General features: G+C 70.4%; 12 protein-coding genes. 6 read left to right on the plus strand and 6 right to left on the minus strand.

The window, feature by feature from the left end; all coding sequences use genetic code 11:
- Positions 1 to 92: 92 nt before the first annotated feature.
- Positions 93 to 1,859, plus strand: a complete 1,767-nt coding sequence (locus tag BJ963_RS04685; RefSeq protein WP_172824189.1) for a proline--tRNA ligase — start codon at positions 93 to 95, stop codon at positions 1,857 to 1,859.
- A 68-nt stretch (positions 1,860 to 1,927) separates the two neighbouring features.
- Here the strand turns inward: BJ963_RS04685 and BJ963_RS04690 are convergent, their stop codons facing one another.
- The 3 genes from BJ963_RS04690 to BJ963_RS04700 are packed head-to-tail and all read right to left on the minus strand — an operon-like array spanning position 1,928 to position 5,282.
- A complete protein-coding gene (locus tag BJ963_RS04690; RefSeq protein ID WP_179454949.1) occupies positions 1,928 to 3,022 on the minus strand; it encodes an aromatic acid exporter family protein in 1,095 nt (364 codons plus the stop codon).
- Between the two features lie 9 nt (positions 3,023 to 3,031).
- Positions 3,032 to 4,123 carry a winged helix DNA-binding domain-containing protein gene (locus BJ963_RS04695; RefSeq protein ID WP_179454951.1) on the minus strand — a complete coding sequence of 364 codons (1,092 nt, stop codon included), beginning with the start codon at positions 4,121 to 4,123 and terminating at the stop codon, positions 3,032 to 3,034.
- 58 nt (positions 4,124 to 4,181) lie between these two features.
- Positions 4,182 to 5,282, minus strand: coding sequence for an App1 family protein phosphatidate phosphatase (locus BJ963_RS04700; RefSeq protein ID WP_089911216.1), 1,101 nt, complete (start codon positions 5,280 to 5,282; stop codon positions 4,182 to 4,184).
- 201 nt (positions 5,283 to 5,483) lie between these two features.
- Between BJ963_RS04700 and BJ963_RS04705 the strand changes: the two genes are divergently transcribed.
- From BJ963_RS04705 to BJ963_RS04725, 5 genes are all read left to right on the plus strand, one after another.
- Entirely contained in the window at positions 5,484 to 6,140 is a 657-nt protein-coding gene (locus BJ963_RS04705) for a TetR family transcriptional regulator (protein WP_179454953.1), read from the plus strand.
- Between the two features lie 293 nt (positions 6,141 to 6,433).
- On the plus strand, positions 6,434 to 7,333 hold the full coding sequence (locus tag BJ963_RS04710; protein WP_179454955.1) for an ATP-binding cassette domain-containing protein: 900 nt from the start codon (positions 6,434 to 6,436) through the stop codon (positions 7,331 to 7,333).
- Positions 7,330 to 8,019 (plus strand): ABC transporter permease, encoded by a 690-nt coding sequence (locus tag BJ963_RS04715; RefSeq protein ID WP_089911206.1) that lies wholly within the window; start codon positions 7,330 to 7,332, stop codon positions 8,017 to 8,019. The genes BJ963_RS04710 and BJ963_RS04715 overlap by 4 nt, the downstream gene beginning before the upstream one ends.
- Positions 8,016 to 8,756 carry an ABC transporter permease gene (locus BJ963_RS04720; RefSeq protein WP_089911203.1) on the plus strand — a complete coding sequence of 247 codons (741 nt, stop codon included), beginning with the start codon at positions 8,016 to 8,018 and terminating at the stop codon, positions 8,754 to 8,756. Before BJ963_RS04715 ends, BJ963_RS04720 begins: the two co-directional genes overlap by 4 nt.
- 53 nt (positions 8,757 to 8,809) lie before the next feature.
- The gene (locus BJ963_RS04725; RefSeq protein ID WP_089911200.1) at positions 8,810 to 9,736 is read left to right on the plus strand and encodes an ABC transporter substrate-binding protein; all 927 of its coding nucleotides are present in this window, start codon (positions 8,810 to 8,812) and stop codon (positions 9,734 to 9,736) included.
- On the opposite strand, the gene BJ963_RS04730 is transcribed toward BJ963_RS04725, so the two are convergent.
- The 3 genes from BJ963_RS04730 to BJ963_RS04740 all read right to left on the minus strand — a co-directional run bounded on the left by BJ963_RS04730 (position 9,729) and on the right by BJ963_RS04740 (position 11,874).
- Entirely contained in the window at positions 9,729 to 10,418 is a 690-nt protein-coding gene (locus BJ963_RS04730; RefSeq protein ID WP_179454957.1) for a DedA family protein, read from the minus strand. The two genes, BJ963_RS04725 and BJ963_RS04730, sit on opposite strands and share 8 nt — an antisense overlap.
- 134 nt (positions 10,419 to 10,552) lie before the next feature.
- Positions 10,553 to 11,509 (minus strand): M48 family metalloprotease, encoded by a 957-nt coding sequence (locus tag BJ963_RS04735; RefSeq protein ID WP_179454959.1) that lies wholly within the window; start codon positions 11,507 to 11,509, stop codon positions 10,553 to 10,555.
- Positions 11,506 to 11,874 carry a BlaI/MecI/CopY family transcriptional regulator gene (locus BJ963_RS04740; RefSeq protein ID WP_089911193.1) on the minus strand — a complete coding sequence of 123 codons (369 nt, stop codon included), beginning with the start codon at positions 11,872 to 11,874 and terminating at the stop codon, positions 11,506 to 11,508. Before BJ963_RS04740 ends, BJ963_RS04735 begins: the two co-directional genes overlap by 4 nt.
- Positions 11,875 to 11,918 lie beyond the last annotated feature (44 nt).

An 11,918-nucleotide genomic window follows, 5' to 3' on the forward strand; every position in this document is an offset into this window, starting at 1 on the left:
ACGGATCCGTCCACAGCTGCACACCTGAGCGGACTCTCCCCAGGCGCCGGCCACCGGCGTGCGCCCCGTCGCCCGCCCTCTAACATGGAACGGTGCCTACACGCTTGAGCAACTACTTCCTCCGCACCCTCCGTGAAGACCCCTCCGACGCCGAGGTCACCAGCCACCGCCTGCTGGTCCGCGCCGGATACATCCGCCGTCAGGCGCCGGGGATCTTCGCGTGGCTGCCGCTGGGGCTGCGCGTGAAGGAGAAGATCGAGCGCATCATCCGCGAGGAGATGGCGGCCGCCGGGGCGCACGAGGTGCACTTCCCCGCGCTGCTGCCCCGCGAGCCCTACGAGGCGACGGGCCGGTGGGAGGAGTACGGCGACGGCATCTTCCGGCTCAAAGACCGCAAGGACGCCGACTATCTGCTCGCTCCGACGCACGAAGAGGTCTTCACGCTGCTCGTGAAAGACCTGTACTCGTCGTACAAAGACCTCCCGCTGACGATCTTCCAGATCCAGGACAAGTACCGCGACGAGGCACGTCCGCGGGCCGGCCTGCTGCGCGGGCGCGAGTTCACGATGAAGGACGCCTACTCGTTCGACTACACCGACGCGGGCCTCGACACGAGCTACATGGCGCAGCGCGACGCCTACGAGCGCATCTTCACGCGGCTCGGGCTGTCGTATGTGATCGTCCAGGCCGACGCCGGCGCCATGGGCGGCTCGCGGTCGGAGGAGTTCCTGCACCCGACGGTGGTCGGCGAAGACACGTTCGTGCGCTCGCCCGGCGGCTACGCGGCCAACGTCGAGGCGTTCACCACGCTGGCGCCTCCCACCCGCTCCTACGAGAAGCTGACGCCCCAGGAGGTGCTCGACACCCCGGGCACGCCCACCATCCAGTCGCTCGTCGAGCTGGCCAACGAGAAGCACCCCCGGCCGGACGGCCGCTCGTGGACGGCCGCCGACACGCTCAAGAACGTCGTGCTCGCCCTGACGCACCTCGACGGAACGCGCGACCTGGTGGTCGTCGGGCTGCCCGGCGACCGCGAGGTCGACATGAAGCGTGCGGAGGTCGCCTTCGCGCCCGCCGAGGTCGAGGCCGCGACGGACGAGGACTTCGCCAGGCACCCCGGCCTCGTCAAGGGCTACATCGGCCCCTGGTCGCCCGAGGGCGCCGTTCTGGGCGAGGAGTCCGCGACCGGCATCCGCTACGTCGTCGACCCGCGCGTGGTGGACGGCTCCGGCTGGATCACCGGTGCGAACATCGACGGAAAGCACGTCTTCGGGCTCGTCGCGGGCCGCGACTTCGGCTGGGACGGCGTCGTCGAGGCCGCCGAGGTCAAGGCGGGCGATCCCGCGCCGGACGGCTCCGGCCCCGTCGAGCTCGCCCGCGGCATGGAGATCGGCCACGTCTTCCAGCTCGGCCGCAAGTACGCGGAGGCGCTCGGCCTCAAGGTGCTCGACGAGAACGGCAAGCTCGTCACGGTCACCATGGGCTCGTACGGCATCGGCGTGACGCGCATCCTCGCGATCATCGCGGAGGAGAACAACGACGAGCGCGGCCTGGTGTGGCCGGAGTCGGTCTCGCCGTTCGATGTGCACGTGGTCGCCACCGGCCGTGACCAGGTCGCCTACGACCTGGCGGAGGAGGTCATCGCGCAGCTGGAGGACGCCCGTCTCGACGTGCTCTACGACGACCGGCCGAAGGTGTCGCCGGGCGTGAAGTTCGGCGATGCCGAGCTGATCGGCGTCCCGCGGGTGCTGGTCGTCGGCCGCGGGGCCGCTGACGGCGAGGTCGAGCTGTGGAACCGCCGCACCGGCGACCGCCGCACGCTGCCCGTCGCGGAGGCCGTGGCCGAGCTCACGGCGTAGCGCGCTGCGTCGCGGCTCCCGCCGGGTCCCTCGGCTCCCGACGCCGAACCGCGCCGCGTCGCATCGGGTCAGCCGGTCGACGCGTCGTCGCCGGCGATCTCGACGTGGATGCGGCGGAGGTCCTCCACGAGCGAGCCGATCAGCACCCAGTGCCGGGGGTCCGGCGTCGCGACCGTCAGCGGCGCCGTGAGCACGGGGATGCCCGCCGTCTCGGTCCCCGGCTCGACGATCGGCTCGTCCGGGTCGCGCGCCAGCAACCGGAGGTCGTGGGCGGCCCTGTGCAGCTCCTCGGCGATCGCGTGGATGGTCGGCTCGCCCGCCAGGCTGTCGTCGTAGTGGTCGTGGTAGGCGCGCGTCATCCCGAGCGTGCGGTTGATCAGCGGTCGCAGCCGATCGAAGAGCTCCTGGTCGTGCTGCAGGAACACCCGGTGCTTGCGCTGTCGCGGGTTCAGCGACAGGCTCTCGTCGGCCGCGATCAGCGCCGCCTGCGCCTTGGTCTCCATCGGGCGCAGCAGGCGCGCTTCGATGAGGAGCGCATCCAGCTCGGCGCGCGTCTGCTCCGTGGTCAGCGCGGTGGCGAGCCGGTCCAGGGTGGATGCGATCTCACGGCCGAGCGCGATGACCGCCTGGCGTGCCGGTGCCGTCAGCACCGGCGGGACGACGGCGACGTTGACGACGACGCCGATCACCGCGCCGATCACCGTCTCCACGATCCGGGCGAGCGCGTACTGCGGGTCGGAAGCGCCGATCGCGAGCACCAGCATCGCGGTGATGGGCACCTGGTTGGCCGTACCCGGCGTCAGGCGGAGCGCCCAGGCGAGGAGCACGGAGACGACGACCGCGAGCAGCACGATCCAGCTGTTCGTCCCGAACGCCAGACCGATGAGGTAGGCGATCACGACCCCGACGATCACACCGATCGAGCGCTCGATCGCGCGCCCGACGGACTGGTTGACGCTCGGCTGGACGACGAGCAGCGCGGCGATGGTCGCGAAGACCGGCAGCTCGCCGTGCACGAAGATGCTCGCGACCGTCCAGGCCAGGATCATCGCGACAGCCGTCTTCACCACCTGCAGGAAGGGCGCGCGCGTCGAGGTGCGGATGGTGGCGGGGAGGGCGATCCCCGCCGGGAGCCGGCGTCCGGACGATCTGGTGCGTGCCACCCCTCAACGCTACCCGGCGGCGTACGTCGCGTACGCCCGCGCGGACCGCTGCAGCTGCGTCTCGCGGGCGGCGCTCAGCGACGAGAACGGCTGGGGCGTCACCCGGCCGCCCTCGCGTCGCCAGGTTCCGACGACCCGGCCGGCGGCCACGATGATCGGCTGGAAGATGCCGTTGTTGCCGGGAACGATCAGCTCCCAGTGCTCGTCGTCGAGGATGGGCGTGCGGTCCTGGTAGCCGAGCAGGTATTCGTCGAAGGCGGGCAGGAGGTGCACGGCGTCCTTCTCGGAGCGTGTCGGCGGTGCGGAGACGGCGCGGTCGGCCAGCTCCGCCGTCAGCAGGTACTCCACACCGTCGACCTCGAGTGTGGTCAGCGCGTCCCCGAGCACGGAACGCGCCGTCTTCGCGAGCGCGACCGTCCCCTTCGTCCACCACACGAAGTCCTTGACGGTGGCCGGACCGTGGCCCTCCAGGTACCGGAGGAGGAAGCGCGCAGCCGCCTCGTCCGGTTCGAGGGCGGGAGGCGGGGGAGCCCACTCGTCGAGCAGCACCAGCGCCTGCGTCGGATTGCCGTTGGCGGAGCGGACGACGGGACCCCAGCAGAGCAGGCCGGTCTGGGCGAGGAAGTAGATCAGGTGGTAGCCGCGCTGCCCTGTCGTCGTCAGCCCTGCGCCCTCCCACAATTGCATCAGCTCGGCGCGGCCGATGCTTCCTCCGCCGGTGAGCGCTGCCGTGACGACGTCGGCGGCGCGGGCGAAGTCCGCGGCGGTGAGCTCGAGCTGCTGCTGGCGCCGCGCGAGACCGGCCACGATGCGGTCGGTGGTCACCGAGAGCATCCAGCGCAGGTCCTCCGGCGGGACGAAGTGCAGGGTGCCGCGCATGGGCCAGGAGCGGATCACGAGTCCGGCGTCGAGCGCGGCGAGGACGTCGCTCTGGGTGGCGCCGGTCGTCCGCAGCGCGAGCGCCCAGCAGCCGGCGGCGAAGTCCTGGCCCTGGAGCGCGAGCAGCCGCCGGGCCACGGAAGCGGGGTCGGGTTCGCGCGGCCCGTCGATCGCCTGGGCGAGCCGGCGGAGGCGGAGCAGGTCGGAGCGGCGGGCGGGCATGGCAGCCAGCATGCCAGGGACCGCCGACGCGCGCGAATGGCCGCAGGCCCGGGAGCGCCTAGCGCAGGAGGCCGAGCTCGGTCAGCTGCTCGCTGAGACCGGCGCCGTCGGGCGAGTACACCCACGGCGTGCCGGACAGCTCCGCGTGCTTGTCCGCCTTGGACCGGCCGCCGGCGAGCACCGCCTCGCCGCTCGACAGCTGGCGGATGGCAACGGCGGCGACGTTCTCCGGGTGCTCGGTGGTGAATTCGCCGTAGAGATCTTCGTCGTGCTGACCGTCGTCGCCGATGAGCAGCCACCGGAGGCCGGGGAACTCCTCGGCCAGGCGGGCGAGGCTGGTGCGCTTGTGCTCCCGCCCGCTGCGGAACCAGCGGTCGTGGGTGGGGCCCCAGTCCGTCAGAAGCAGTGGGCCGGCGGGGAACAGGTTGCGGTTCAGGAAGCGCGTGAGCGTCGGCGCGACGTTCCAGGCCCCCGTGGAGAGGTAGATCACGGGCGCACCGGGGTGAGAGGACGCCAGCCGCTCGAGCAGGACCGCCATGCCCGGCGTCGGCACGCGCGCGTGCTCGTCCAGCACGAAGGTGTTCCAGGCGGCGAGCAGCGGGCGGGGGAGCGCGGTGACCATCACCGTGTCGTCGACGTCGGAGATGATGCCGAAGGTCGCCTTCGGATCGACGATGAACACCGGCGCCTCGAAGACGCGGGCCGACTCCGCGGTCGACAGCGTGACGGTGTGCCAGCCGGGAGTGAGGTGGACGGGGATGACCGTGTCGATGACGCCGCCGCGGTCGGTGACGACCTCGTGCCGGTCGCCCTCGACCTCGACGGTCACCGTCGTCTGTGCGAGCGGGACGCTGACGAACGAGCGCCAGCCGCGGACCGACTCCTCGCGCTTGCGGTGCAGGCGTTCGGCACGGCTCCCCGGTCGCGGGTCCTTCGCGAGCACGACCCGGCCGAGGATGCGCACCCAGGTCGGCGCGCCGTAGCCGGTGTACGGCACGACGGTCGCCAGGAATCCGCGCTTGCGAGCCCGGCGGGCGCGGAACTCGTGGAAGGCATCCTCGATGCGGGCGGCGCGGTGCATGATCGGCTCGACCGCTGCGCCGCGACGGACGACGGAGTCGCCGGAGACGTGCTCGGGGCGCGATTCGGGGGAGGGCATCTGAGCTATTTTCTCATGGAGTGAACGTGCACACGAATGCATCCCCCAGATCTGGGGGACTTTTCTGCGGCGCGTCGAAGGGTAATGCCCAGCGGAAGTGAGGTTTCCACGAATATGATCCCGTTAGTGCGACGGTGATAGCGTCGCCGGGCTGGGGACCCGCACCACCACCTTGTTCGAGAGAAAGAAGGAGCCGCCCTCGTGCCCATCAACGATCTGGTCGCCGGCCAGAACACCGTCGGAGCGCCGCTCGTGCGCACGGAGCCGATCCAGGAGCGCAGCGCCGCGCGCATCGACGCCCTCCTGGACGCCGCCGCCGAAGTGGTCGACGAGATCGGCTTCGATCGACTCACCACCGCCATGGTGGCCGAACGGGCCGGCGCGTCCATCGGGACCGTCTACCGCTATTTCCCCGACCGCATCGTGCTGCTGCAGGCGCTGCGCGACCGGGCTCTTCTCCGCTACCGCCGCTCCGTGGTCGAGGCGATCGACGCTCAGTCGCCCGAACACTGGTGGAACGCCGTCGAGTGCGCCATCGACGCGTTCGTCGAGATGTTCCGCACCGAGCGCGGCTTCCGCATCATCCGCTTCTCGGGCGCCGAGCGTTCCGGTGCAGGCGACGACGAAGTCGTCCAGGACACCGGTTTCGCCCACCAGTTCGCCCAGATCCTCGCCGACGAGTACGGCCTGCCGGCCGGCGACGACCTGTCCTTCCGGCTCCAGGTCGTCGTCGAGATCATGGACTCCCTGATCACGCGGGCTTTCGTGGAGGACCCGAACGGCGACGAGCGGTACATCGCCGAGGCCAGGACCGTTGCCCGCGAGTACCTGGAGCGGCGCTTCGGCCCCGAGTCCTGACGCGGGGAACGCCCGCAGACACGGATCCGGTGATCCGCTCCCGCGGGAATGTCGGTGGTCGGTGGCAGGTTGCCATCCACACGGACGAGTGCTCCGAACAAGGAGCGCGCGAGCCGAACGGCCGTGACACCGACAGAAGGGGGGCCGGCAGTGCGACCGACCCTGAATGCCACAATTCGACGCATTCCATTGCGCAAACGGCCGGACGCTGTTTGGCTGGTTGAGATGGCAGCATCAGCCCCCGCATCCCGCGACTCCGACTTCGCAGCGACCCCGGCGACGGGAGCGCGCTCGTGATCGAGTTCGGCGACGTGACGAAGCGCTTCCCGGACGGGACGCTCGCCGTCGACCATTTCTCCCTGGTCATCCCGTCCCGCAAGATCACCGTGCTCGTCGGCTCCTCCGGGAGCGGCAAGACCACGATCCTCCGGATGATCAACCGGATGGTCGACCCGACCTCCGGGCAGGTCGAGATCGACGGCGAGGACGTGCTGTCCCTGAAGCCCGTCGCCCTGCGCCGGTCGATCGGCTACGTGATGCAGAACTCCGGCCTCCTGCCGCACCGCAAGGTCGTCGACAACATCGCCACCGTCCCGCTGCTCAAGGGCGTGAAGAAGAAGGATGCGCGCGAGCGCGCCCTCGAGCTGATGGACACCGTCGGTCTCGAGCGCTCACTCGCCGACCGGTATCCCAGCCAGCTCTCCGGCGGCCAGCAGCAGCGCGTCGGCGTCGCCCGCGGGCTCGCGGTCGACCCGAACATCCTGCTGATGGACGAGCCGTTCGGCGCGGTCGACCCGATCGTGCGCGACGATCTGCAGAACGAGCTGCTCCGCCTGCAGCGCGACCTGGACAAGACCGTGGTGTTCGTGACGCACGACATCGACGAGGCGTTCAAGCTCGGCGACCAGGTCGTCATCTTCCGGAAGGGCGGCATCGTCGCCCAGAAGGGCACCCCGGCCGAGATCCTGGCCGACCCGGCCGACGAGTTCGTCGCGTCGTTCGTCGGGGCCGACCGCGGTCGCCGGGCGCTGCACGTCGAGGAGACGCCGACCGGTTCGGTGCTCGTCGACAGCGACGGCCGCGCAGCGGGCGTCCTCTCCGGTTCGCCACGTGGCGGTGCCGGCACCTTCGAGGCAAAGGCCGCGACCGTTCCGGTCGCGGGTGCTCCGGCGCAGGGTGAGGACGCGTCGTGAGCTTCTTGTGGTCGAACTTCGGCCAGGTCTGGAATCTCACGGTCTCCCACGTGTGGCTGAGCGCAATCCCGATCGTCGTCGGTCTGGTCGTGTCGCTGCCGATCGGCTGGGTCGCCAACCGCTACCGGCTGAGCCGTGGCGTGCTGCTGACGATCGGCGGCATCCTCTACGCCATCCCGTCGCTTCCGCTGTTCTTCGCCATGCCCGCGCTGATCGGCACGCAGATCCTGTCGCCGCTCAACGTGGTGGTGGCGCTGAGCATCTACGCGCTGGCGCTCATGGTCCGGACGACGGCGGATGCGCTCGGGTCCGTCCCGGGTGACGTTCTGCAGTCCGCGACCGCGGTCGGATTCTCGGGCTGGCGCCGGTTCTGGTCGGTGGAGCTCCCGCTCGCCGGTCCGGTGCTCCTGGCCGGGCTCCGGGTGGTGTCGGTCAGCACGGTCAGTCTGGTGAGCGTCGGCGCCCTGCTCGGCGTGCCGAACCTGGGCTTCCTGTTCACCGACAGCCTCAACCGCTACTACCCGGAAGAGGCGGTCGTCGGCATCGTCGCGATCATGATCCTCGCGCTGGTGTTCGACCTGATCCTGGTCGGTCTCGGCCGCCTGCTGCTGCCCTGGACGCGCGCCGACCGCCGCGCGGCCCGCCTCAGCCGTCGCGCGGCGATGAAGGCGGTGACCGGCGCATGACCGATATCGTCGCCGCCTTCGGGTGGATCTTCGACCCGGCGAACTGGGCCGGTGCCAGCGGCATCCCCGCCCGCCTCGGCGAGCACATCCTGTACTCCCTCCTGACGCTGCTGCTCGCCGCGGCGATCGCCCTGCCCATCGGCTTCGCGATCGGGCACACCGGGCGGTTCCGCGGCCTGGCGGTCGGCGTCTCGGGAGCACTGCGCGCCCTCCCGACGCTCGGACTCGTCATCTACCTGGCGCTGATCACCACGAACCTGACGATCGTTCCGCCGCTGATCGCGTTGACGATCCTCGCCATCCCGCCGATCCTGGCGGGGGCGTACTCCGGACTCGAATCGGTCGACCGCGCGCCGATCGACGCCGCCCGCGCCATCGGGATGACCGGCTGGCAGGTGTTCACCAAGGTGGAGCTGCCGCTGGCGCTCCCTCTGGTGATCGGCGGCATCCGATCCGGAGCGCTGCAGGTGATCGCGACGTGGACGGTCGCGGCCATCCTGCCGGTGGGCGGTCTCGGCCGGTTCCTGTTCGACGGCATCGCCGTGCAGAACTATCCCGAGATGCTCGGCGGCTCGATCATCGTCGTGGCGCTCGCCCTGGTGTCCGACGGCCTGTTCGCCCTCACCCAGCGGCTCGTCGTGCCGCGCGGCGTCCTGGCCGGCCGGGTCCGCGACTCGGCGGAGGGCGACACGCGACACACCGCCCGCGTCGCTCCGGAGAGCGCCTCGGCCGCCTGACCAAGACTTTTCATCCCGCACACGAAGAGAAACACACCGAGAGAAGAGAGATCATGTTCGCATCGAAGAAGAGCCGCCTCGCAGCCGGCGTGCTCGCCGCCGGGGCGCTCCTTGCGCTCAGCGCGTGCTCGTCCGGTGGCGGCGCGTTCAGCAGCGACTCCGCCTCGTCCTCCAGCGACACCGTCACGGTCGGCTCGGCCGCGTTCGGCGAGTCCGAGATCCTCATGCAGATCTACGGCCAGGCGCTCGAGGCCAACGGCGTGAAGGTCGCATACAAGCCGAGCATCGGCCAGCGCGACGTCTACCTGAAGGCGCTGCAGGACGGCTCCATCGACCTCATCCCCGAGTACAGCGGCAACCTGCTCCAGTTCTACGACAAGAACAGCACCGCGACCTCGAGCGACGACGTCTACGCCGGGCTCAACGACGCCCTGCCGAAGGGCTTCGAGGTGCTCGACCAGTCCGAGGCGCAGGACGCCGACTCGTACAACGTCACCAAGGAGTTCTCCGAGAAGTGGGGCGTCACCAGCCTCGATGACCTCAAGAAGGTCACCGACCCGCTGACCGTCGGCGCGAACCCGGAGTTCGCGACCCGCCCGTACGGCATCCCCGGCCTGAAGTCGGCGTACGGCGTCACCGCGACGCTCAAGCCGATCAGCGACTCCGGCGGACCGCTGACCGTCGCCGCCCTCAAGAACGGCGATGTCCAACTGGCCGACATCTACACGACGACCCCGGCCATCAAGGACAACGGCTTCGTCACCCTCAAGGACCCGAAGAGCCTGATCGCCGCGCAGAACATCGTGCCGCTGATCAACAGCTCCAAGGCGTCGGACAAGGTGAAGGAGGTCCTGAACAAGGTGTCGAAGGAACTCACCACCGCCGACCTCATCGACATGAACGGCGAGAACCAGGGGTCGAGCAAGACCCAGCCGGATGCGGTCGCCAAGAAGTGGCTGCAGGACCACCCGATCAAGTAGCGGATCGGTCAGCACCATCAAGCGGCGGCTCGGGTTCCCGGGCCGCCGCTTCCATGTGCCGGCCCTCGCGCCGGCCGAGCACTTTCTTGACGACGAAGACCGCCACGACGAAGAGGGCGATGACAGCGACGAACGCGTATCCGGCCCAGTGGAGCTCCCGCGACAGTTCGCGGTAGCCGCCGGCCGCCGCCGATCCGACGCTCACGTATGCGAAGGCCCAGAGCACGCACGCCGGGATCGTCCAGGCCATGAAGGTGCGGTACCGCATCGGGCTCATGCCCACCGTGAGCGGGATGAGCGAGTGCAGCACTGGCAGGAACCGCGACAGGAAGACGGCGATCCCGCCGCGACGCGCCAGGTACGCCTCCGCCCGGTCGAAGTTGCGTGTGCCGATGCGGCGGCCGAGGCCGCTGCTGCGGATGCGGGGGCCGAACCAGCGCCCGAGCGCGAAGCCCAGGGATTCGCCGCACAGCGCCCCGACGACCACCACGACGACCAGGGCGATGTACTCGACCGGATTGGCGACGCCCGTGCTGGCGACGAGCACGATCGTGTCGCCCGGGACGATGAGCCCGATGAGGATCGAGGTCTCGAGCAGGATGCCGAGGCCGGCCAGCAGCGTCCGGAGGACCGGGTCGACGCTCTGCACGAGGTCGAGCACCCAGGTCAGTGCGTCGTTCATGTCGTCCCTCCGGGCTGCGGCATAGCGGAAGCGTAGCGGCGCGGCCTGGCTCCTCCCTGGATCGTCGCTGCACCCTCCCCGCACGAGCCCCGAGATTTGGCGCAAATCTCGGCCAGGGTGGGCCGGGCGGGCGGTCAGGTGGTGAGGATGACGACCGGGGGGACGATCACCAGGAGCGCCGTCGTGAGGATGACGGCGGCGCGCAGCACGGGGCCGACGGTCCGCCGGCCGTCCGTCAGGCGGTTCTCGCGGGCGATCAGAGCGGCCCGTCGCTGTTCCGGGGTGCGGCGATCCTTCGGTGCGCCGAGAACGGCGCCCGCCTGTCCCGTCTCGTCGACGAGGCGGATCGCCCCGGCGAGCACACGGTCTCCCGCCTCGTGGCGAGCGGTGTCGTCGGCGAGCATCTCCAGGAGCAGTGCGACCGCGTCCTGCGCCCGGGTGGCGATCGGGAACCAGGGGAGGGCGCGCTTCCACGAACGGAACGCATCGAGCAGCAGGTGGTGCTTCTGGCGCAGGTGGGCGCGCTCGTGGGCGACCACCGCATCCAGCTGGTCGGGGGAGAGCAGCGCGATCATGCCCTCGGAGAGCACGGTGACGCTGCGCGCTCCCGGCAGGCAGTAGGCGGCGGGGGCCGGGTGGTCGATCACGCGCGTCGTCGGAGCGTCGGGCAGCGGGGAGGACAGCAGGCGCAGCAGCTCCATGTGCCGGTGCCGCTGATTGCGGCTGCGCACGGACGTGAGCGCGAGGTTCAGGAGGAGGTGCGCCGTCAGCAGGACGGCCGCGCTCAGCAGGAACGCGTTCAGGAGACTGGCATCGGCGGGAAGCGGCCCGTGGAAGAGCGACCCGGCGGCTCCCTGGATGCGCGACCAGAGGTCGTCTCCGAACGGCTGCAGGCCAGCGAGGAGCAACGACCCGATCATCGAGATGCCGCCCGCGAGCGCAATCGACTGCCAGAGTGCGACGGCGAGCACGGGCGCGGCCGACGGCCATTTGGCACGCGCGAGCAGCAGCGGGACCGGCCACGCGAGCGCGATGGCCAGAGCGCCCAGGAAGATCGCGCCGGCGAGCCCGGCAGCGGGGTCGCTGCTCACACGCTGCGGGCGTCGAGCAGGCGGCGCAGCACCTCGGCTTCCGACTCGTCGACGGATCCGACGAAGTAGGCGAGCGCCTGGGTGCGGTCGGAGGACGACTCGAGCACTTCGCGCATCAGGTCGGCCACGTGACCGGCGCGGGACAGGGCCGCGTGGTACACGTGCGGACGCGCGTCGCGGTCGCGGCTGACGAAGCCCTTGGCCTCGAGCCGGGAGAGCACCGTCAGGATCGTCGTGAGCGCAGGAGCCTTGCCCGTGTCGCGGGTGGCCGCTAGCTTGTCGCGTAGCTCACCCGCCGTGACGGGCGCGTCGCCGTCCCACAGGGCGTCCATGACGGCCCGTTCGAGTTCTCCGAGATTGGCCACGCATCCAGAGTAGCGCGAACAGGCTGAGAATGTTCTACACTTCG

The sequence above is a fragment of the Leifsonia soli genome (assembly GCF_013408745.1).
Classification (GTDB): domain Bacteria; phylum Actinomycetota; class Actinomycetes; order Actinomycetales; family Microbacteriaceae; genus Leifsonia; species Leifsonia soli.